Source organism: Novosphingopyxis sp., from assembly GCF_965218915.1.
Classification (GTDB): domain Bacteria; phylum Pseudomonadota; class Alphaproteobacteria; order Sphingomonadales; family Sphingomonadaceae; genus Novosphingopyxis.
In genome coordinates this window covers 20,961-41,898 of the sequence record NZ_OZ244708.1, presented here as the reverse complement: position 1 = coordinate 41,898, position 20,938 = coordinate 20,961, and the positions used below count along the sequence as shown (strand labels likewise).

Genomic DNA, 20,938 nt, shown 5'->3' with positions numbered 1-20,938 from the left:
GCTACAGGGAACAGCACTGGGCGATGCGCGTTTCGCCGATCATAGCTTCCCTGATGTTTTCCGCCCTGATGTTTTCCGGATGCCCGCCATGACCGAAGAAAAGACGATGACCGATGCCGACTGGCGCGAAAAGCTGGGCGACGAACGGTTCCACATCCTGCGCGAAGGCGGCACCGAGCGCGCCTTTACGGGCAAGCTGAACGGCGAGAAGCGCGACGGCACCTATTTCTGCGCCGCCTGCGGCAACGAACTGTTCGAATCCGCCGACAAGTTCGACAGCGGCTCCGGTTGGCCCAGCTTCACGCAGGCGGTCACCGAGAACGCCGTCGAGGAGGTTCGCGACACCAGTCACGGCATGGTCCGCACCGAAGCGCGCTGCGCCAGTTGCGAAAGCCATCTGGGCCATGTCTTCCCCGATGGTCCGCCGCCCACCGGCCTGCGCTACTGCATGAACAGCGCCTCGCTCGATTTCGAACCCGACGACGAGGACCGCAGCTGAGACCCCCGACTCCGCGCCATTCAGCGCCGGTAAAGCCCCGTGCCGCTTGTGAGAGCGGCAGGTTGGGAGTATCGGACCGCTTGCATGGCGAGGGCGAAATCATCGGATAGGCGGAGAGGTCCGGTCATGCGCACATTCGTGCGTCTGGCCCAGATCGGTATTGGCCTCGCTCTCATCGGACTGATCGCGCTGGTCGTGATGGTGGCGGTGGCGCGCTCGGAGTTGCCGAGCTATACCGATCTCAAGAATATCGAGCAGGGGCAGATGATCCGGGTGCGCGCTGTCGATGGCGCGATCATTCAGGAAATCGGGCCCAGCTACGGCCGCTGGCTGCCCAGCGCGGAAATCCCCGCGGTGATGAAGGACGCGATGATCTCGATCGAGGATCGGCGCTTTCGCTCGCATCTCGGCGTCGATCCCAAGGGCATGGCCCGCTCGCTCTATTTCGCCTGGCAGAACCGCGACACCGACCGGCGGCTGCAGGGCGCATCGACCATCACGCAGCAGCTTGCCCGCACCATCTTCCTCAACAACAGCTACAGCGTCGGCCGCAAAATCCGCGAGGCGATCCTGGCGATGGCGATGGAGAGCAAATTCTCCAAGGACCAGATCCTCGAGCTGTATCTCAACAAGGTCTATTTCGGCGGCGGCGCCTACGGCATCGACGCGGCCAGCCGCAAATTCTTCGACCATGGCGCGACCAATCTGGATCTCGGCGAGGCGGCGATCATCGCCGGGCTGGTCAAGGCGCCGTCCAACTACTCGCCCACCGCCGACGCGCAGGCGGCGATCGGCCGCGCCTCGGTCGTGCTGCGCGCAATGCAGGACACCGGCGTGATTTCGCCCGGACAGGCCGCCGCGACCGAGCCCGCCGATGTCGCGCTGGCGCCCGAGCCGCCGCAGAACAGCGTGCGCTATTTCACCGACTGGGCGCTGCCGCAGCTCGACACGCTGATCGACGAGACGATCCAGCCGATCGACGTGTGGACCACGGTCGACCTGTCGATGCAGCGGCTCGCCACCGCGGCGATCCAGTCCAACGTGCCGTCCGGCGCGCAGGGCGCGCTGGTGTCGATGGAGAATGACGGCGCGGTGCGCGCGATGGTCGGCGGGTCCGATTATGTCAGCTCGAACTACAACCGCGCGGTCACCGCGGTGCGCCAGCCCGGATCGAGCTGGAAGCTGTTCGTCTATCTCGCCGCGCTGGAATCGGGCTACAGCCCCGATGACGTGGTCACCGACGAGCCGGTCCAGATCGACGGCTGGACGCCGCGCAACAGCGGCGGCAGCTATGCCGGGCCGATGTCGGTGCGCAACGCCTTTGCCTTTTCCAAGAACACCGTCGCGGCGCAGATCGGCAACGAGCTCGGTTTCGGCACCGTCGCGGGCATGGCCCGGCGCTTCGGCATCACCACGCCGATCAACACCCATCCGGCGATGGTGCTCGGCACGTCCGAAGTGCGGCTGATCGACATGACCCGCGCCTTTGCCGAGGTTTCCGATGGCGGCCGCGCGATCGAGCCCTATGGCATCACCAAGGTTACGACGATCGACGACGAAGTGCTCTACCAGCGCCGCGAGCGCACGGGTGCACCGCTGGTCGACGATTATGTCGCGGCGTCGATGACCGATCTGCTCCAGACCGCGGTCAACGCCGGCACCGGCCGCGCCGCGCAGATCGGCCGGCCCGCGGCGGGCAAGACCGGCACCACGACGAGCAACAAGGACGGCACCTTTTTCGGTTTTTCCAGCGGGCTCACCACCGGCGTGTGGATGGGCCGCGACGACGCCAAGGCGGTCGGCGGGCTGCAGGGCGGCACCGCGCCCGCGCGCGCCTGGGCCGCCTTCATGAAATCCGCGGTCGCCAAGCGTCCGGTACAGAAATTCGATACCGATGTGGTGCTGCCCGACTGGCAGTTGGAAGACGAAGACGATGCCTATTTCGGCGCGCCGGAGGGCGGCGATTTCGTCGACGAATATGGCCTGCCGGTCGAGGGCAATCCACCGACCGGCGACGGCCAGCTGCCGCAACAGGATGCACCGGTGCTCGATGATAGCTGGATCGATCGCGCGCTGGGACGCGGCCAGCGCAAACCCGATCCGCAGCCGGCGCCGCGCCGCCCCGAGGCGGTTCGACCGCCGCAGCCCAAGGCCGACGAACGGCCCAGCGAGGACGGCCAGGACGAGCTGATCTACTGAGCGGCAGCTTCGTTCGCGCCGACCATGTGCAAGCCGCTGCCATGTTTCTTCAGCCAGGCGTCGCAGGCTTTGCGATCGCCCTCGAACAGGCGGTCGAGCAGCGTGTAGAAACGCGAACTGTGGTCCATGTGCGTGAGATGGGCGACCTCGTGCGCGACGACCGAGCGGCGTACGGCGGGCGGCGCCATCACCAGACGCCAGCCGAGCCGGATGTGACCGCGGCTCGAACAGCTGCCCCAGCGCGAGCGCGCGTCGCCGATCGAAAGCTTGGGCAGATCGCAGCCCGCACGGGCGCAGTAAACGGCGAGATCGTCGGCCATCCGTCGCTTCGCCTCGCGCCTGAGCCAGCGTTCGACGCGCGCGCCGACATGTTCGAGCGGTCCGCCGACGCGCAAGGTTTCGCCATCGATGGCGACGCCGCGCCGGGTGCCTGGGTCGTGGACGATCTCGAGCGGTTCGCCGCAAAAACCGATCGTCGCGCCGGGTTCCAGACGCACCGGCTCGGCCGCCGCAGCGAAGCGCTCGGCGAGCCAGGTTCGGCGCGATCCGGCAAAGGCCAGCGCCTCGGCGGCGGTGAGCCGCATGGGGCCGGTGACCTTGACCTCGCCGCGCACCGGATCGGCCCGCAAGCTCATCCGCCTGGCCCGCGCCAGCCGTTTGATCCGCAGCGGATAGACCCGCCCGCCGACCTCGAGCGTCGGCGCGTCAGTCTTCCAGAACATGGGTCTCGAGCGGCCCCGCCACGCTTTCGGAAACCGCGCGGCCGCGCATCGAGACGCCCGCCTCGTGCACGCTCTCGGCGCTGCCGCTGATCAGATAATGCCAATCGAACAGAGGCTTGCCCTCGGCGCGCAGACGATAGGCGCAGGTGGCGGGCAGCCAGGGAAAGGACGCGATCTTGGCCCGCGACAGCCGGATGCAGTCGGGGACCAGAAAGCGGCGGCGGCGATAATCGGAACAGCGCGCGGTCTCCAGATCGAGCAGGCGGCAGGCGACGTTGGTGTCGTGGATGCGCCCCGTGTCGGCGTCCTCGATCTTGTGCATGCAGCATTGGCCGCAGCCGTCGCACAGCGCCTCCCACTCGCCGCGATCGAGCGTTTCGATCGGCTGTTCCCAGAATTTCTCGCTCATACGACCCAGCGCGCCAGTTCGTCGGACACCGCCTGCGCGCTGCCCTCGTCGGTATCGGGCGTGGCCGGGTCGTCGACCGGCAGCACCGCCAGCGGCTCGCCGTCACGTCCCATCAGATAGGGCGTCTGCGAATGTGCCATCAGATAATCCTGCGGGCTCGAGCCTGCTTCCTTGCTGTAATAGACGGCGAATTGCTTGGCGACCTCGGCGATCTGCTCGGGCGTGCCGGTGAGCCCGATCAGCCGCTTGCCGAAATGGCGGACATATTCTCCCATGATCTTGGGCGTATCGCGCGCCGGATCGACGGTGATGAAGATCGGCTGGATCTGCAGCCCCAGTTTGGGATGTTCCTTGGTATAACGCCGCAGCCCCGCGCTGATCCGCTGCAGGTCGACCGGGCAGACGTCCGGGCAGTAGGTATAGCCGAAATAGACGATCCGGTATTTGCCGTCGAAATCGCTGAAGGATACCGGCTTGCCGTCGCTGCCGGTGAGCGTGAACGGCCCGCCGATGGTCGCGCCCTCCAGCGGGGGGCGCTCGGGCTGCGCGGGTGCCTGCGGCGCGGAATTGCAGGAAGCGAGCAGCAGCGCGGCGAAAAAACTGAAAAATCCGGCTTTGTTCATGACAGGCTTTCCCTTGGTCTGCTAAAACATGCCGATCAACCACCAACCGGTCCATTCCCTATGCGCCATATAGTCATTGCCGCCCTTTTCGCATCCAGTTTCGCCGTGCTGCCCGCGCCGGGCGACGTGGCAAGCGCGCAGCAGTCCGTCTCGCCCGGCTACACATTCCTCAAGGCGGTGGAAGATCGCGATGGCGACAAGGTCACCACCGCGCTGCAGGTTCCGGGCACCAATATCGTGAACGCACGCAGGGCTGACGATGGCCGCACCGCCATGCATCTGGTGGTCGAGCGGCGCGATTCGCAGTGGATCAAATTCCTGCTCGCCAACCACGCCGATCCCAATATCGGCGACAGGAACGGCGACACCCCGCTGATGCTCGCAACGCAGCTCGGCTATCTCGACGGAATGGACACGCTGCTGACCTATGGCGGGAAGGTGGACGAGACCAACCGCGCCGGCGAGACGCCGCTGATCCGCGCGGTGCAGCTGCGCGATCCCGAGACGGTGCGCCTGCTGCTGAAATACGGCGCCGATCCGGACATCGCCGATCATGTCAGCGGCCGGTCGGCGCGCGATTATGCGCGGCAGGACGGGCGCGCGCGCGAAATCCTGAACCTGCTCGAAGCAAAGGGCGAAACGAAGCCGGCCAGGCAGCAGGGCGAGCTGGATTTTTCCGGGATCAAATAGACGCGCAGCCTGCCGCTACGTTTCAGTCGATCGGCTCGACGCCCCAGGCGACTTCCGGATCGCACAGCTGGGTATGGCGCCGCATGGCGATGCGCGCCAGCCGCTGGCATTCGGTCTTGCGCCGGGCTGCCGCGAGCGGCGTGCTGACCGCCTGCCGCACGATCGCCGCGTCATAGGCGTCGGCCACGATCAGGCCGGTCCGATCGGGCGCGAACATCTCGCGCGCGAGCAGCGTCTGATCCATTTGCGGCGTCACCGCCCAATAGAAACGGTCGCAAAAGTCCAGATAATCGCGCCATTTCCGATCGCCCAGCAGGTCGGCGCGCGCGCATTTGATCTCAACGATCACCACCCGCCCCTTGGCATCCAACCCCATCAGATCGGCGCGGCGACCGTTGCGCAGCGGCACTTCCGGGATGAGAAACAACTGATGGCGCGCGAACATGCGGCGCAGCCCGCGCGTCACCGCCGCGGCGCCGGTCAGTTCGAATTGGGGAGCCGGATCAAGCATGGCGAATGCATAGAACAGGTCGTGAACAGAATAAAGGCCCCAAAAGGGGCTCCTCACTCTTCCGGTCAGATATTGCCGCCTCAGCGGTAGAAAATATGCTTGTCCACCGCGCCGATGCGCGTCAGCCGCCAACCGGGCGACACATATTTGGCGTGGAAGAACAGCGCGTCGTCCACATCGGTTTGCCAGCTGTCGTCGAGCGCGATGCGGGCGATCGCCTTGGCATGCTGCCAGGCGCGGCTGGACTTGCGGATCGACGGCATCTTGCCGCCGCGCACGAACGAGAACTGGTGCTTCTGATAGACCACGCCGCAGATCGAACTGGGCCAGCGCGGCGAAGCGGCGCGGTTCAGCACCACCTTGGCGACCGCGAGCTGTCCTTCGAGCGATTCGCCCTTGGATTCGAAATAGATGGTTCCCGCCAGGCAGCGCTGCTCCGCATCGAGCGCGGCATCGGCATTCTGCATGGAAACCAGCTGCGCGAGGCTGCTGGCGTCCGACTGCGGGATCGGCTTGGGCTCCGGCACGCTGCGCTCGGGAACGGGCATGATCACCGGGTGGCTGACGAAGACGATATCCTCGTCGCTTGCCGAGGCGCTGGCATCTGCATTCGCAGCGACCTGATCGGCCTGCAGCTGGGCGATGATGGCGGGATCGATATTGATCTCGCCGGAGATGAGCGTCGTCTGCTGCTGATCTTCGGCGGCGACGGCGGAGCTGCTGTCGGTCATCACGACCGCGGACAGCAGCAACATGGAAGCGGCCGCGGCGCCCGCGGCTTTCATATATTGGAACATGATTATCGCATATTCGTGCGGCAGACGCCCACCGAGCAGAAACCTAAAAAACCCGAACCGATAACAGCGGGTCCAATCTGCTTGGGGCTATCTTCCGACTCGCGTGTTTGCCGATTTTCGTCCCTTGGATGGAACCATTGGCCACTTGCGCTCGTTGCTGGCGGTGCATTTAACTCGGTCTCCACCCGAGTCAAACGAACTCGCCCATAATAGCGATGAACCGTTCCGCATCCGGGACATCCAGCTCTATTAACCATAAATCGCCGTCGATATGACGTCGTTGTGCAAGCGAATTATTTAGTTCTTGTTCGTTTTCAAAGGTTTGGCGCTCGATTTCCGTCCAGGTCGGCGGGCCGTCCCAGCGCAGCGCCCGGCGTAGCAGGCTGGGGAGCCCGCCGCGTTCACGATAAATGATGAGGATATCGCCCGCTGTCCGGTCGCCCTTCGCCAAAACCGTGGCGAACCCGCCTTCCCGTTCGCAAAGCCGTCGGATAGCGTCGATCTGGACATGAGCGGCGACGCGCGGCGCGATCATGCTCCGTCCGCATAACCGGGCAGCCCGGCCAGGGGGATGCGGGATCGCATGAACGTCCCGGTCCCGCGGCCTGCTTCCTCGCCATCGGCGTCGATCAGCCGCGCCTCTCCGACATAGACGCGCCTGCGTCCGCTGAGCCAGCGTCCGGTCGCACGCAAACGTCCGGGCCGCAGCGGGCGCGTGAAAAGCAGGTTGAACGCGGTGGTCAGCACGAAGCGATCGGTGACCAGGCTGTTGACCGCATAGAAGGCCGCATCATCGAGCATCTTGAAATAGGCCGTACCGTGCACCGCGCCGGCGGCATGAAGATGGCGCTCGTCGACGTCGAACCGGATATCGCACTTGCCCGGACCGGTAATTTCGATCTCGGATTCGAACAGACGGTTGATCGGCGCAGCGCGATAGAGCGATTCGAGCGCGCGAAAATGGGCCTCCTGTCCGCTTTGCGCGGGACCGGATTCAGGCGGCGTCGAACTCATATAGCCCTGCCAACAGCGCATAGATCGCCGCGGCGTCGGCGGCATCGCGCAACCGCGCCAGATTGGCCTCGCTGCGCATGGCGCGTGAAACCTCGGCCAGCACCCGCAAATGGCGCGCCCCGTCGCTGGCTGGCGAGATCAAACAGAAGATGAGATCCACCGGCCGATCGTCGATGCTGGCATAATTCAGCGGCCTTTCCAGGCGAACGAACAGCCCTACCGGCTCCTCGACTTCCGGCAGGCGCGCATGAGGGATGGCAACACCCGAGCCGAACCCGGTCGATCCCAATGTCTCGCGACGCTCCAGCCCGTTCAACACCTTGCCGGCATCCAGAGCATAGGCCGCATTGGCCCGCGCGGAGAGCAAGTCGAACAGAGCCTTCTTGCCCGGAATTGAAGACCGGGCGACCACCGCTTCCTCGCGCAAGCCGCAACTCAAATCTATAATCATAGCAACCAGACCCACGCCGGAAAGCGGCGTCAAAGATTGAACATATATGATTCATCCCGAAGTCCTTGCCCGAAGTCCTTGAATGCTCCCCGGGCGATGGCCGAATTCAGGATGCGGACTGCGGTTCAACCCATCCGATCGTGCCATCATCGCGGCGATAGACCATATTATGGCTGCCGGTGCCAGAATTTTTGAACAGCAGCGCCGGCGTGTTCCTCATATTCAGAACCATCACCGCATCGGAAACCGACACTTCGGGGATGTTGGCACGCAGTTCGGCGATGATCGGCGGAGCGTCGCTGGCCTCGAGTGACTCTTCCTCGGAATCGAACACCGTATAGGCCGCTTCCTCTTCCTTCAGCGCCTGCGCGGCCTGGCTATGGCGGTCCTGAATTCGTCGCATATAGCGGCGCAGCTGCTTTTCGATCTTGGCCAGCGCGCCCTCGAACGCATGATGGGCGTCCTGCGCCCGGTCATCGGCCTTCAGCCACAGGCCTTGCATCACATGAGTCACGATGTCGCAGGTGAAACTGTCATGCGGCCCCCGCCCAAGGATCGCCTGACCCGATATGGTTTCGGGAAAATATTTGTCCGCCAGCGCGGTCATGCGCTCCTCGACATGCTGGCGCAGCGCCTCGCCGGTGTCGACCTGATGGCCCGAAACCTGAATTTTCATGGGGTGATTCTCCTTTTTGTTGTCCCAACGTGCCGCTGGCCGAAACGGTTCAGAGCCGCGCGCGTCCGCTGCTCCACAGCGAGCCTTCGATCCCCGCGATGAACGCCCGGTGCCGTGCGAGCTCCTCGTCGGTCGGAGCGTGATGGCGGGGTGCGCGCGTTGCGCCGGTGGGCAATTGGCTCGGCGTTACGCGCGCCTCGCGGCCGGGGCTCGACGCGTCGGCACCGAGGCTCAGGCCGATCTGCCGCCCCCCGGTCAGCTCGATATAGAGCTGTGCCAGCAGTTCGGCGTCCAGCAGCGCGCCATGCTTCACGCGGTGGCTACGGTCGATCCCGTATCGCGTGCACAGCGCATCAAGCGAAGCTTTGGCGCCGGGATGCTTTTTGCGGGCCATCGCGACGGTATCGATCATGCGCACATAATCGACGACAGGATGCCCGCAGCGCCCGAATTCCATGTTGAGAAAACCGAAATCGAACATGGCATTGTGCGCGACCAGCATGTCTTCGCCGATGAATTCGATCAGTTCCAGCGCTTTGTCGGTAAAGCGCGGCTTGTCGCGAAGGAAGGCATCGCCCAGCCCGTGGATGCGCTCGGCGCCGGGGTCCATCGCGCGCTCGGGATTGAAATAGCAATGAAACGTGCGGCCGGTCATCACCCGGTCGATCATCTCGATGCAACCGATCTCGACCATCCGGTCGCCGTTTCCATGGTCGATGCCGGTGGTTTCGGTGTCAAAGACGATTTCGCGCATGGCATCCATATCGGCCCGTTCGCGCGTTCAGGCAAGGGACGGCGCGAGACGCTTCACCAGCGTTTCCACCTGGTTTCGCGTTTCGTCCAGGCTCGTGCCGGTGTCGATAACTTGATCGGCGCGCGCGCGCTTTTCGGCGTCGCTTAGCTGCAGCTTCAGGATATCGGCAAATTTGGCTTCGGTCATGCCGGGGCGGGCGAGCACGCGTTCGCGCTGCGCCGCGGCCGGCGCGCTCACCACCACGATCGCATCCACGCCGTCGCTGCCGCTCTTTTCGAACAGCAGCGGAATGTCGAACAGGATCAGCGGACGGTCGCGATTGGCATCGAGAAACGCCATGCGCCGGCCAGCGACGGCGGGATGCACGATCGCTTCCAGCCGCGCCAGCTCATCGGGCTTGCCGAACACCCGCTCGCCGAGCGCCTTGCGGTCCACGCCCTCGGCTCCGGTACTGCCCGGAAATACTTCCTCGATCACCGACAGCAGCGCGCCGCCCGGACCCTGCAACTCGCGCACAATCGCATCGGCATCGAACACAGGCACGCCCAGCTCCGCGAACATCGCGGCGACGGTGGACTTGCCCATGCCGATCGATCCGGTGAGGCCGATGACGAGCGGGCGTCCTTCGGACTTGGCCGGCGCGCTCATGCGGTCAGCTTTTCGAACAACGCATCCTGGCCCTCCTCGGGCGCGGGCTCACCGAAGAACAGCTCGAACGCCAAGGCGGCCTGCGCCACCAGCATCGAGAGGCCGTCGATCGTCTCCAGCTCGCGGTCCGCCGCCTGGCGCAGCAGCGGCGTCTCGACCGGTTTGTAGACCAGATCGTAGACCAGCGCCCCGCGCTTCAGCGGATCGAGATCGAGGTCCAATGCGTCCTGCCCGGCCATGCCGAGCGGGCTGGCGTTGACGAGCAGGTTCGCGCCCGGCAGCTTGGCGCCGAAGTCCTGCACGCCGCCTTTCAGCCCGAACTGCGCCAGCAGCCCCATGGCTTTCAGCCCGCTGCGCGCGACCATCGTCACCTCGCCGATCCCTCCCTTGGCGAGCGCGAACAGCACCGCGCGCGCTGCGCCGCCCGATCCGATTACGACGGCATGACGGCCCGTCCAGTTACGTGTCGCGATCGGCACCCAAAAGCCCGCCGCATCGGTGTTGGTGCCGATCAGCGCCCCGTCCTCGCCCCGGAACACCGTGTTGATCGCGCCGATGCTTTCCCGCACGCCGCCCGGATCGGCGACATGCTCCAGCGCCGCGAGCTTGTGCGGAATGGTGACGTTGCAGCCCATCCAGTCGGGATCGTCGGCGCGATTCGCGAAATAATCGGCGAGCCCCCCGGGCTTCACCTCGGCGATACGGTAATCCGCATCGATACCGAGTTTCCTCAGCCAGAAGCGGTGAATCATCGGCGACTTGCTGTGCCCCGCCGGATCGCCGATGACCTCGGCATAGGGCTGGCCGGTAATCTCTTTCATGACGGCATGATCTTTCGGTCGCGCAGGAAAGCGAGGAGCGGCAGCAACGGCAGGCCGAGGATCGCGAAATGGCTGCCCTGGACCCGCGAGAAGAGCTGCGCCCCCTTGCTCTCATATTCGAAACACCCGCTGGTGTGGCGGATCCTGTCCCATTCGGCCCCGACATAGGAATCGATAAACCCATCCGACAGCGCCCGCACCTGCAGCCGCGCGGTTTCGACATGCCGCCATACCGCCGCGCCGCCCTCGACGATCACCGCGGCCGAGTGCAATTCATGCACGCCTCCGGACATCATCCTGAGCTGCGTGCGCGCCGCGTCCGGGTTCTCGGGCTTGTCGAGCCGCCCGCCGCCGGCCAGTTCGAGCATCGAATCGGCACCCAGCACCAGCCGCTCGGGCGATGCCTGCGATCCGCGCAGCGCCTTGGCCTCGGCCAATGCATCGGCGAGGTCGCGCGGCGCCAGATCGGCCAGCGCCGCCTTCAGCTCGTCCTCGTCGACCGCGGGCCGCTCGACCTCGAACGGCACACCCGCCGCCGCCAGCATGGTCCGCCGGATCGCGCTGCCCGACGCCAATATGAGCGGCCCGGCGTTCACATGATGTTGCGCGCTCAAATGATATTGCCTTGGCGCTGGTGGCCCGAAAGCTCGCGATCGTTCGCCAGATTGATGATTGCCGCCGCGGTCTCCTCGATCGAACGGCGGGTAACGTCGATGACCGGCCAACCGCGGTCGGCGAAGATGCGGCGCGCGAATTTCACCTCCGCTTGCACCTTGTCGCCCTCGACATAATCGGTCTCGGGCGTCTGGTTGAGCGACAAGAGCCGGTTGCGGCGGATCTGCACCAGCCGGTCCGCGCTGGTGGTCAGTCCCACGATCAGTGGATTGCGCAGATGATAGAGCAGCTCCGGCGGTGGCGATTCGACCACCACCGGAATATTCGCGGTCTTGTACCCGCGATTGGCGAGATAGATGCTGGTCGGCGTCTTGGAGGTGCGCGACACCCCGGCTAGAATGATGTCGGCCTCCTCCCAGCCCTCCTGATGCACCCCGTCGTCATGCGCAATGGTGTACTGGATCGCCTCGACCCGCGCGAAATAGGCGGCATCGAGGCTGTGCTGGCGCCCGGGACGCGCCTTGGCTTCCTGCCCGAACATGTCGGACAACGCATCGGTCACCGCGTCGAGCGCCGGGATCGCGGGCAGACCGAGCGCACGGCAGCGCTTTTCCAGCTTGCGGCGGGTGTCCGAATTCACCACCGTGAACATCACCATGCCCGGATTTTCGGCGACATCGTTGAGAATCCGCTCCAGATGCACGTCGGAGCGCACCATCGGCCAGAAATGCTTGACGACATCGACCTCGTCGAACTGCGCGAGCGCCGCCTTGGCGATATTGTCGAGCGTCTCGCCGGTTGAATCCGACAGCAGATGAAGGTGGAAGCGTTCCATGCCCATCCTGCTTTGTTGGCACGGCGTGGATAAATCAAGGGATAGCGCCGGGGACGGTTCGACAGCTGGACAAGCGGCCATGAAAGCTACGATTCGTACATGGTCCGTCCACAGCCTGGCTTTGTTTTCCGCAGCCTGTTGAAAAAGCGGGAAGCGTCTGGCGAATCCATTGCCGAGTCCGGACTCGACCCGAGTCAATCTGTTGGCAAAGCGGGTGGATGGACCTAGACGCGGGTTTCCCACGGACCATCTCCCATCATCAATCTCTCTTTTAAATAATATATTGATTCAGGAAGCGCACATGATCGGCGGAACCGAGAAAATCCTGCTTGCCGTGCTGCGCGGGGAGCACCGCGATCCGCCGCCGATCTGGCTGATGCGCCAGGCTGGGCGCTATCTCCCCGAATATCGCGCGCTCCGGGCGGAAAAGGGCGGATTCCTCGATCTGGTCTACGATAGTGACGCGGCCGCGGACGTAACCTTGCAGCCGATCCGGCGCTTCGGCTTCGATGGCGCGATCCTGTTCTCCGATATCCTGATCGTGCCGCACGCCTTGGGGCAGGAGTTGCGCTTCGTCGCCGGCGAGGGGCCGCGCCTGTCGCCGATCCTGGCCAAACATGAGTTGAGCGAATTGGTTCCCGATCTGTCGCGCTTCGAGCCGATTTACGAGACCGTGCGGCGGGTCAAGGCGCAGCTGCCGCGCGCCACCACCATACTCGGTTTCGCCGGTAGCCCGTGGACGGTGGCGACCTATATGGTGGCCGGCGAGGGCAGCCGGGACCAGAGCGCGACACGGCGCATGGCTTATGCCGAGCCGGAGCGCTTTGCGGCGCTGGTCGATCGGCTGGTCGAGGTGACCGCGGACTATCTTTGCGGTCAGATCGGGGCGGGCGCCGATGCCGTGCAATTGTTCGACAGCTGGGCCGGATCACTCGGCCCGGCGCAGTTTGAACGCTGGGTGATCGCGCCGAACAAAGCGATCGTCCATCGGGTTAAAGCGCGGCATCCCGATATCCCTGTCATCGGGTTTCCCAAGGGCGCGGGCGGCAAGCTGGCCGCCTATGCGGCGGGAACCGGCGTCGACGCGATCGGGCTGGACGAGACGGTCGATCCGGTCTGGGCGGATGCGGTCCTTCCGCAAGGGCTGCCGGTGCAGGGCAATCTCGATCCGCTGGTGCTGATCGCGGGCGGCGAGGCGCTCGAACAGGCCGTGGCCGCGATCCGCGCCGCTTTTGCCGGCCGTCCGCATATCTTCAATCTCGGCCATGGCATCCAGCAGGACACGCCGGTGAGAAATGTCGAAAAGTTGCTTGGGCTGCTCGCCGAAAAATCCTAAACAGACCGAATGGAAACGCTCGCCGTGCTCTACCTCTGGTTGAAGGCCGCCCACCTCATTTTCGTGATCTTCTGGATCGCCGGGCTGTTCATGCTGCCGCGTCTGTTCGTCTATCATCAAGAGGCGCCGGAGGGTTCGCAGGAAGCGGCGAACTATATCGCACGCGAACGCAAGCTCTTGAAGATCATCCTGAATCCGTCGCTGGTCCTGGTCTGGGTGCTGGGCATTGCATTGATGGTCACCATCCAGGCCTGGACGATGGGCTGGTTTCACGTGAAGCTGCTGCTCGTGCTCGCGCTGTCGGGCTATCACGGCTATCTCGCCTCCTACGCCGGTAAACTGGCACGCGGCGAGCGGCCGCTGACCGGACCGAAGCTGCGCTTGGTGAACGAGGTCCCCGCGATCGCGGTGGCGATCATCGTGGTGCTGGTGATCGTCAAACCTTTCTGAGCGCGAGAATCGCAGCGTCGGCTTGCGATAAAAAGGCTGTCCTACATGCGCCAAAAAGTGGATAAGGACGGCGGCTCTTTGTCATCGTCGAACCATCCCGTCCCAGCGGTCTCCGCCCCGCTCCATTAAAGGCGTGCGGGAAAGGGGCAAGAAGGGGGGGACGTATCGAGACCTTTGCGAACTTCCGATCGCAATAAGGGCGTTTCGTTCGCAATAAGCCTGTTCGCGAGCAGTGCGTCGGTTCGCAACCCTCTCCCGCTTGCGGGAGAGGAGCGAGACTTAGTCGGCGCGTAGCGGCGGCTTAGTCGCAGCGGTGAGGGGAAACCCCACGAAGTACCACTTGGCGGGGACCCCGGTGAGGGCATCCACCGGCGCCGACCCATCGCTGGCGCTGGCGCGCCACCCACCCTCATCCAACTCCAGCTAGGCGCTCACGCGCCAAGCTTGCGTATCCTTCTCCCGGTTGGGCGGGAGAAGGCATTTCTTTCCCCCTCCCTCTCCCTCTCCCTCTTGCGCGAATTCAAACCGCTCCCGCATCCCGCCCCCGATTGACAGCGGCCCCCGCTGCGCTTAGATCGGTGGAGAACGACCCGTCCGGGTCACGATCCTCGCGCATGCCATGAGCCTTTCGGCCGCCTGCGAATTTTCCTATTTCAACCACCGCCCGTTTCCCGGGAATGGAATCATCATGCATCTTCAAGAATTGAAAGACACCGCCCCCGCCGAACTCGTCTCGATGGCAGAGGAAATGGGCGTCGAGGGCGCCAGCACGCTGCGCAAGCAGGACCTCATGTTCGCGATCCTCAAGGAATGCGCTGACGACGGCGAGGAAATTCTGGGACTGGGCACGATCGAGGTGCTGCAGGACGGCTTCGGTTTCCTGCGCAGCCCGGAGTCGAACTATCTCGCAGGGCCCGACGATATCTACGTCTCGCCCAACATGGTGCGCCAGTTCGGTCTGCGCACCGGCGATACGGTGGAGGGCGAAATCCGCGCGCCCAGGGACGGCGAGCGCTATTTCGCTTTGGTCAAGGTGATGAAGGTCAATTTCGACGATCCTGACGTGGTCCGTCACCGGGTGAACTTCGACAATCTGACGCCGCTCTACCCCGATCAGAAGCTCACGCTCGACACGCTCGATCCCACGGTGAAGGACAAATCGGCGCGGGTGATCGACATCATCTCGCCGCAGGGCAAGGGCCAGCGCGCGCTGATCGTCGCGCCGCCGCGTACCGGCAAGACCGTGCTCCTCCAGAACATCGCCAAGGCTATCACCGACAACCATCCCGAGGTCTATCTGCTCGTGCTGCTCATCGATGAGCGGCCCGAGGAGGTCACCGACATGCAACGCTCGGTGAACGGCGAGGTGATCAGCTCGACTTTCGACGAGCCCGCCAACCGCCACGTCCAGGTCGCCGAAATGGTGATCGAAAAGGCCAAGCGGCTGGTCGAGCACAAGAAGGATGTCGTCATCCTGCTCGATTCGATCACCCGTCTCGGCCGCGCCTACAACACCGTGGTGCCGAGCTCGGGCAAGGTCTTGACGGGCGGCGTCGACGCCAATGCGCTGCAGCGGCCCAAGCGCTTCTTCGGCGCGGCGCGCAATATCGAGGAGGGCGGCTCGCTCTCGATCATCGCCACCGCGCTGATCGACACCGGAAGCCGCATGGACGAGGTGATCTTCGAGGAGTTCAAGGGCACCGGCAACAGCGAGATCGTGCTCGACCGCAAAGTCGCCGACAAGCGCATCTTCCCCGCGCTCGACGTCGGCAAGTCCGGCACCCGCAAGGAGGAGCTGCTGGTCGAGAAGGACGTGCTCAGCAAAATGTGGGTGCTGCGCCGCATCCTCATGCAGATGGGCACGATCGATGCGATGGAGTTCCTGCTCGACAAGATGAAGGACAGCAAGAGCAACGAGGATTTTTTCGATTCGATGAACCAGTAGCTTTGCGAAAAAATTACTGGATTGAAAACGGAAATCCCTCGTCATTCCCGCGAAAGCGGGAAGCCAGCGCCTGCCCTCGCTTGGTTCGCAAGGTCCGGAATTGGATCCCTGCTTTCGCAGCGGTGACGAAAGGGTTAGGAACCACGCGATGCTCGATCTTCTTCTTCTAGCACAATCCGCCGGATCGGCCGGGCTCGGTTCGCCCGCCGAAATCTGGCAGCACATCGTCGACGATTTCTCGAACATCACCGAGCCCTCGCAGCTGACCGCCTTTGGACAAGTGCTGGCGATCGACCTGCTGCTCGCGGGCGACAACGCCATCGTGGTCGGTGCTCTTGCCGCCGGACTTCCCGCCGCGGACCGTAAAAAGGTAATCATGATCGGCATCGGCGCGGCGCTGGTGCTGCGCATCTTCTTCGCGCTGATCGTGACCTGGCTGTTGAGCATTACCGGCCTGGTGTTCGCGGGCGGGTTGCTGCTGGTCTGGGTCGCCTGGAAATTTTGGCGCGAGCTGCAGGAAGGCGGCAGCGCGAGCGGCGACGAAGTTGCGGTCAAGCCGGTCAGGAGCTTCGCCGCCGCCGCCTGGGCGGTCGCCGTCGCCGACGTGTCGATGAGCCTCGACAACGTCCTCGCCGTCGCCGGCGCGGCGCGCGAGCATCCCGGCATCCTCGTGGTCGGCCTGATCCTCTCGGTGATCCTGATGGGCGTGGCCGCCAATATCATCGCCAAATATATCGAGCGCCACCGCTGGCTCGGCTATCTCGGCTTGCTCGTGATCGTCTATGTCGCGGGCAAGATGATCTATGACGGGCTGGTCGGCGGGCCGGATACGATCGGGCTGCTGTCGCTTTTCGCTTAGCGCAGGAGGCCTGTAGCCGGAGCGTTTCTTGGGCTCGCGGCACTCACGACGCGGCTGAGCGGTCAGGTCGCGGCCCGTGCCCGGAAGCTTTCCGCCTGGGCCTGGCTCCACATCGCCGCATAGGAATCGCTGCTCGTTCGGGCGAGCAATTCGCCCTCACCCAAAAAATCGTAGATCTTGTCGATCGGGTTGGACCGCATATCCGAGATTCGCTCGTGCAGATGGTGCGGCCGGATTTCGCACGGATGCTGCAGCCCCATGGCGGTGACGATGGTGTGCAGCGCCTTCACCGTCTGTTTCTGAAACCGTGCGACCCGCTCCGCCTTGTCTTCAACCACCAGCCCGCGCTGGCGTGTCGGGTCCTGCGTCGCGACGCCGGTGGGGCACATGCCGGTATGGCACCGCATCGATTGCACGCAGCCGAGCGAGAACATGAACGCGCGCGCGGCATTGCACCAATCGGCGCCGAGGGCGGCGTTGGCCGCGAGACCGGCGCCGCTGTGCACCTTGCCGGATGCGGCCAGCCTGATGCGGCCCTTCAGCCCGCTCCCGACTAGCGCGTTGCGCACGATGATCAGGCCTTCGCGTAAAGGGTAGCCGACGCGGTTCGACAGCTCGACCGGCGCCGCGCCGGTGCCGCCCTCGGCGCCGTCGACGACGATATAGTCGAGCAGGATGCCGGTCTCGAGCATGGCCTTCATCACCGCCATTACCTCATGCGGCTGGCCGACGCATAATTTGATCCCGACCGGTTTGCCGCCCGACAGATCGCGCAGCCTGGCCGCCCATTCGAGCATCTCGATCGGTGTGGAAAAGGCGCTGTGCGCGGCCGGCGAGACGCAATCCTGGCCCTGCTCCACACCGCGCGCCTCGGCGATTTCGGCGGTGACCTTGGCCCCCGGCAAGACGCCGCCATGGCCCGGCTTTGCGCCTTGGCTCAGCTTGATCTCGACCATGCGCACCTGATCGCGCTGGGCGGTGTCGCGGAACATCGCTTCGTCGAAATGGCCCTTGCCGTCGTGGCAGCCGAAATAGCCGCTGCCGATTTCCCAGGTCAGATCGCCGCCATGCTTGCGATGATATTTGCTGAGACCGCCCTCGCCGGTGTCATGGTAGAAGCCGCCCTGTTTGGCACCCAGGTTCAGCGCCTCGATCGCCTTGGCACCGAGCGAACCGAAGCTCATCGCCGAAATATTGAGCACCGAAGCGTCATAGGGCATCGAGCATTGCGGCCCGCCCACCTTGACGCGCGGATGCTCGTCGGCTGCCTCGTTCGGCGCGATCGAATGTGTCAGCCATTTATATTCGGACGAATAGACGTCCAGTTCGGTGCCCATCGGATGATCATCCAGATCGCCCTTGGCGCGCGCATAGACGAGACCGCGCTCGTCTATATTATATGGTCTGCCGTCGAGATCGCTCTCGACGATATAGCTGCGCAAATATGGGCGCAGCGATTCCATGATCCAGCGGATGTGGCCGGTAACAGGGAAATTGCGCAGCAGGCTATGGGAGCGCTGAAGAAAATCCCAGATTCCCAACAGCACCAAGGGTATCGCGATCCAAAGGCCCCATCGCGCCGGCGGATAGACTGCACAGAAGATCAGACTTGCGATAACGGCGGTAGGTAAAATCAGCCGCCAACCATCGCTAAAATGATACCGTTTCACCGCGTCTTCTACCGATCAGGCGAGATGTTGGGCAAAAAATTCCGCGGTCCGCTCGTCGGCCTTGGCCGCATTCTCCTTGTCGCGGCGTTTGCCGAATTCGGTTGCGAAGCCATGGTCCATGTCTGGATAATCGTGCAGTGTGACCTTGGGATGATCGTCGAGGCCTTTGTGCATGGCTTCCTGCGTCGCTTTGGAAACGAAACCGTCTTCCTGAGGGATATGGAGCATCAACGGGTTGGCGATCGCGTCCTTCTCATCCAGCAATTCGTCCAAGCCGACGGCATAATAGCCCACCGTGGCATCGCTATCCGTGCGCGCCGCGGTCATATAAGCGAGGCGCCCGCCGAGGCAATATCCGACCGCACCGACTTTCCCGACGCCGAATTCGGCGCGGGCATATTTGATCGTCGCTTCGATATCGCGTATTCCCGCGTCCTGATCGAATTTCTCCATCAGATCCAGCGCTCGGCTCATCTCGTTCTCAATATCGGGATCCAGTTCGATGCCGCGTTCGAGCTGCCAGAACAGATCGGGCGCCAGCGCCAGGTAACCGGCCTCGGCCAGCTTGTCGGCTTTGCGCCGGATGCCGGCATTGACGCCGAATATTTCCTGAATGACCACGATCGCCGCCTCGGGAGTTCCCTCAGGCTCTGCAATATAGCAATCGAACCCGTTTTTGCCGTCCAAGGTATCGATGTTGTGCATGGCGGTCATGGGATATATTCTCCTGCTCTTTCCGAACGGCACGTCCGTACTTATCTATCGCAAGCGTAACGAGCGGCATTCATAGCCGTTCCGTAAGACAGAAGAGGCTTTTTTCATGAAGATGAACATCGAAATCGACTGTACTCCGGAGGAAGCGCGCCGCTTCATGGGTCTGCCCGACGTGACCAAGGCGAACGAAATCTACGTTGACAATGTCGCGCAAGCCATGAAGGGCGTGACCAATATGGAGCAACTGGAAAGTTTCGCAAAACAAGTCGCTCCCATGGGACAAATGGGTTTGAAACTGTTTCAAAACTTTATGGAGGGGGCGGCTGCCAGCGGCATGAAGTCAGGCCCGGCCGGGCAGAAAAAACCCAAAACCGATTAATATTCGTCAAAATTCGACTATGACCGATACCATCTTTGCGATGTCGAGCGGTGCGCTCCCGGCGGCCATTGCCATCATCCGGATCAGCGGTTCCCGAGCGATAACCACCCTGGAGCGACTTGCTGGTTCCGTACCGGCCCTACGACGCTTTTCGCATCGCACCCTGAAAACTCAGGACGGACGCCTTTTAGACCGAGCGCTCGTCGTTGCGTTTCGTGCCCCTGATACTGCCACCGGCGAAGACGTGGCTGAGCTTCACGTTCATGGCGGCCGTGCCGTTGTAGCAGCAATCATGGCCGAACTCGCGACGATGTCAGAGCTTCGCGCGGCGGATGCGGGTGAATTCACACGGCGGGCCTTTCTCAACAGTCGTATCGATCTTGGCCAGGCGGAGGCCTTGTCCGATCTGCTTGTGGCCGAAACCGAATGGCAGCGCCGGGCGGCAGCGGAAATGGCAGGAGGGCGATTTGCTCGGCAAGTGGAAGAGTGGCGGGAACGCCTTCTCGTAACGTCGGCTGCGATCGAAGCCGAATTGGATTTTTCGGACGAAGGCGACGTCGAGGCGCACTATACCGCCGACGCTCTTGCACCTCCGGCTGCCGCGATGGCACTGGGAGCGGATATCCGTACTCATTTAGCTCAACCATGCGCAGAACGGCTGCGTAACGGTGTCAGGGTCGTGCTGGCAGGACCTCCAAACAGTGGAAAGTCTAGCCTTTTTAACGCTTTGGTTGCACGCGATGCAGCGATTGTTTCTGACATTCCAGGTACGACGCGCGATGTGATCGAGGCTCCGCTGGCTTGGAACGGTATTGCGTTTGTGCTGAGCGATACGGCCGGACTGCGCCAAGCCACGGACGATATGGTCGAAACCGTGGGAGTAAAGCGAGCTTGCGACGCTATCGAACGGTCCGATATTCTCCTTTGGTTGGGCGAAGAGAATCACGGCCCAAAACATCCCCGGCTCATCGAAATCGATGCGAAAGCCGATCTTGGCCGCGCCGGCAAGACGGCCGCTGGGCTGGCCGTGTCCGCACATACCGGTTCTGGTTTGGCCAGACTGATAGCGCGCATGGTGGACGAGGCCGAAAGAATCTTGCCGGCGCCGGACGCATATGCTCTCAATCAAAGGCAAAGGACGGCCTTGGCCAAAGCGGCGATTGCCTTGGAGGCACTCGGAAGCTTAGCCGATCCGCTGCTCCAAGCGGAGCAGCTAAGATATGCACGTTCGGCGTTCGACGAACTGACGGGCCGCACCCACACCGAAGACATGCTCGACCATATATTCAACGGATTTTGCATCGGCAAATAATGTTTCACG

25 protein-coding genes are annotated in these 20,938 nt (G+C 63.5%); 9 read left to right on the top strand and 16 right to left on the bottom strand.

Annotation, left to right across the window (positions count from 1 at the left end; all coding sequences use genetic code 11):
* Positions 1-88 precede the first annotated feature (88 nt).
* Positions 89-499 (top strand): peptide-methionine (R)-S-oxide reductase MsrB, encoded by a 411-nt coding sequence (gene msrB / locus ACOQPC_RS00230; protein ID WP_420606677.1) that lies wholly within the window; start codon positions 89-91, stop codon positions 497-499.
* Positions 500-583: 84 nt separating this feature from the next.
* Positions 584-2,698: a transglycosylase domain-containing protein gene (locus ACOQPC_RS00225; protein ID WP_420606676.1), complete on the top strand. Its 2,115-nt coding sequence runs from the start codon at positions 584-586 to the stop codon at positions 2,696-2,698.
* On the opposite strand, the gene ACOQPC_RS00220 is transcribed toward ACOQPC_RS00225, so the two are convergent.
* Genes ACOQPC_RS00220 through ACOQPC_RS00210 form a run of 3 tightly spaced genes read right to left on the bottom strand, consistent with a single transcriptional unit; the run spans position 2,692 to position 4,452 of the window.
* On the bottom strand, positions 2,692-3,420 hold the full coding sequence (locus tag ACOQPC_RS00220) for a M48 family metallopeptidase (protein WP_420606675.1): 729 nt from the start codon (positions 3,418-3,420) through the stop codon (positions 2,692-2,694). The genes ACOQPC_RS00225 and ACOQPC_RS00220 overlap by 7 nt on opposite strands.
* The gene (locus ACOQPC_RS00215) at positions 3,404-3,829 is read right to left on the bottom strand and encodes a YcgN family cysteine cluster protein (protein WP_420606674.1); all 426 of its coding nucleotides are present in this window, start codon (positions 3,827-3,829) and stop codon (positions 3,404-3,406) included. Before ACOQPC_RS00215 ends, ACOQPC_RS00220 begins: the two co-directional genes overlap by 17 nt.
* Entirely contained in the window at positions 3,826-4,452 is a 627-nt protein-coding gene (locus ACOQPC_RS00210; protein ID WP_420606673.1) for an SCO family protein, read from the bottom strand. The genes ACOQPC_RS00215 and ACOQPC_RS00210 overlap by 4 nt, the downstream gene beginning before the upstream one ends.
* Before the next feature lie 60 nt (positions 4,453-4,512).
* Between ACOQPC_RS00210 and ACOQPC_RS00205 the strand changes: the two genes are divergently transcribed.
* Positions 4,513-5,142 carry an ankyrin repeat domain-containing protein gene (locus ACOQPC_RS00205; protein WP_420606672.1) on the top strand — a complete coding sequence of 210 codons (630 nt, stop codon included), beginning with the start codon at positions 4,513-4,515 and terminating at the stop codon, positions 5,140-5,142.
* Positions 5,143-5,164: 22 nt separating this feature from the next.
* Here the strand turns inward: ACOQPC_RS00205 and ACOQPC_RS00200 are convergent, their stop codons facing one another.
* From ACOQPC_RS00200 to ACOQPC_RS00150, 11 genes are all read right to left on the bottom strand, one after another.
* Positions 5,165-5,653 carry an MmcB family DNA repair protein gene (locus ACOQPC_RS00200; protein ID WP_420606671.1) on the bottom strand — a complete coding sequence of 163 codons (489 nt, stop codon included), beginning with the start codon at positions 5,651-5,653 and terminating at the stop codon, positions 5,165-5,167.
* Between the two features lie 80 nt (positions 5,654-5,733).
* On the bottom strand, positions 5,734-6,450 hold the full coding sequence (locus tag ACOQPC_RS00195; RefSeq protein WP_420606670.1) for a cell wall hydrolase: 717 nt from the start codon (positions 6,448-6,450) through the stop codon (positions 5,734-5,736).
* A gap of 190 nt (positions 6,451-6,640) precedes the next feature.
* The gene (locus tag ACOQPC_RS00190; RefSeq protein ID WP_420606669.1) at positions 6,641-6,985 is read right to left on the bottom strand and encodes a DUF1491 family protein; all 345 of its coding nucleotides are present in this window, start codon (positions 6,983-6,985) and stop codon (positions 6,641-6,643) included.
* On the bottom strand, positions 6,982-7,485 hold the full coding sequence (locus tag ACOQPC_RS00185) for a PaaI family thioesterase (RefSeq protein WP_420606668.1): 504 nt from the start codon (positions 7,483-7,485) through the stop codon (positions 6,982-6,984). The genes ACOQPC_RS00190 and ACOQPC_RS00185 overlap by 4 nt, the downstream gene beginning before the upstream one ends.
* Positions 7,445-7,915, bottom strand: a complete 471-nt coding sequence (locus tag ACOQPC_RS00180; protein ID WP_420606667.1) for a PTS sugar transporter subunit IIA — start codon at positions 7,913-7,915, stop codon at positions 7,445-7,447. The genes ACOQPC_RS00185 and ACOQPC_RS00180 overlap by 41 nt, the downstream gene beginning before the upstream one ends.
* 106 nt (positions 7,916-8,021) lie before the next feature.
* Positions 8,022-8,591 (bottom strand): ribosome hibernation-promoting factor, HPF/YfiA family, encoded by a 570-nt coding sequence (gene hpf / locus ACOQPC_RS00175; RefSeq protein WP_420606666.1) that lies wholly within the window; start codon positions 8,589-8,591, stop codon positions 8,022-8,024.
* Between the two features lie 49 nt (positions 8,592-8,640).
* Complete coding sequence (dnaQ, locus tag ACOQPC_RS00170; protein WP_420606665.1) at positions 8,641-9,345, bottom strand: DNA polymerase III subunit epsilon; 705 nt, start codon at positions 9,343-9,345, stop codon at positions 8,641-8,643.
* A 27-nt stretch (positions 9,346-9,372) separates the two neighbouring features.
* Complete coding sequence (gene coaE, locus ACOQPC_RS00165) at positions 9,373-9,993, bottom strand: dephospho-CoA kinase (protein WP_420606664.1); 621 nt, start codon at positions 9,991-9,993, stop codon at positions 9,373-9,375.
* Positions 9,990-10,814, bottom strand: coding sequence for a shikimate dehydrogenase family protein (locus ACOQPC_RS00160; RefSeq protein WP_420606663.1), 825 nt, complete (start codon positions 10,812-10,814; stop codon positions 9,990-9,992). Before ACOQPC_RS00160 ends, coaE begins: the two co-directional genes overlap by 4 nt.
* On the bottom strand, positions 10,811-11,359 hold the full coding sequence (locus ACOQPC_RS00155) for a Maf family protein (RefSeq protein ID WP_420608174.1): 549 nt from the start codon (positions 11,357-11,359) through the stop codon (positions 10,811-10,813). The genes ACOQPC_RS00160 and ACOQPC_RS00155 overlap by 4 nt, the downstream gene beginning before the upstream one ends.
* 65 nt (positions 11,360-11,424) lie before the next feature.
* Positions 11,425-12,264, bottom strand: coding sequence for a pyruvate, water dikinase regulatory protein (locus tag ACOQPC_RS00150; RefSeq protein WP_420606662.1), 840 nt, complete (start codon positions 12,262-12,264; stop codon positions 11,425-11,427).
* Between the two features lie 301 nt (positions 12,265-12,565).
* Between ACOQPC_RS00150 and hemE the strand changes: the two genes are divergently transcribed.
* The 4 genes from hemE (at position 12,566) to ACOQPC_RS00130 (ending at position 16,854) form a co-directional block, all read left to right on the top strand.
* Positions 12,566-13,600 (top strand): uroporphyrinogen decarboxylase, encoded by a 1,035-nt coding sequence (gene hemE, locus ACOQPC_RS00145; protein ID WP_420606661.1) that lies wholly within the window; start codon positions 12,566-12,568, stop codon positions 13,598-13,600.
* Between the two features lie 9 nt (positions 13,601-13,609).
* Positions 13,610-14,050 carry a CopD family protein gene (locus ACOQPC_RS00140; RefSeq protein ID WP_420606660.1) on the top strand — a complete coding sequence of 147 codons (441 nt, stop codon included), beginning with the start codon at positions 13,610-13,612 and terminating at the stop codon, positions 14,048-14,050.
* 688 nt (positions 14,051-14,738) lie between these two features.
* Positions 14,739-15,995, top strand: a complete 1,257-nt coding sequence (rho, locus tag ACOQPC_RS00135) for a transcription termination factor Rho (RefSeq protein WP_420606659.1) — start codon at positions 14,739-14,741, stop codon at positions 15,993-15,995.
* A gap of 148 nt (positions 15,996-16,143) precedes the next feature.
* Positions 16,144-16,854: a YjbE family putative metal transport protein gene (locus tag ACOQPC_RS00130; RefSeq protein ID WP_420606658.1), complete on the top strand. Its 711-nt coding sequence runs from the start codon at positions 16,144-16,146 to the stop codon at positions 16,852-16,854.
* A 62-nt stretch (positions 16,855-16,916) separates the two neighbouring features.
* Here ACOQPC_RS00130 and ACOQPC_RS00125 read toward each other — a convergent pair whose 3' ends face one another.
* Positions 16,917-18,491 (bottom strand): FMN-binding glutamate synthase family protein, encoded by a 1,575-nt coding sequence (locus ACOQPC_RS00125; RefSeq protein ID WP_420608173.1) that lies wholly within the window; start codon positions 18,489-18,491, stop codon positions 16,917-16,919.
* Between the two features lie 48 nt (positions 18,492-18,539).
* A complete protein-coding gene (locus ACOQPC_RS00120; RefSeq protein WP_420606657.1) occupies positions 18,540-19,238 on the bottom strand; it encodes a dienelactone hydrolase family protein in 699 nt (232 codons plus the stop codon).
* Positions 19,239-19,344: 106 nt separating this feature from the next.
* On the opposite strand from ACOQPC_RS00120, the gene ACOQPC_RS00115 reads away from it, so the two are divergent.
* Together ACOQPC_RS00115 and mnmE are read left to right on the top strand one after the other, a co-directional pair.
* Complete coding sequence (locus tag ACOQPC_RS00115) at positions 19,345-19,617, top strand: DUF6489 family protein (RefSeq protein WP_420606656.1); 273 nt, start codon at positions 19,345-19,347, stop codon at positions 19,615-19,617.
* A 19-nt stretch (positions 19,618-19,636) separates the two neighbouring features.
* The gene (gene mnmE, locus ACOQPC_RS00110) at positions 19,637-20,929 is read left to right on the top strand and encodes a tRNA uridine-5-carboxymethylaminomethyl(34) synthesis GTPase MnmE (protein WP_420606655.1); all 1,293 of its coding nucleotides are present in this window, start codon (positions 19,637-19,639) and stop codon (positions 20,927-20,929) included.
* Positions 20,930-20,938: the final 9 nt, after the last annotated feature.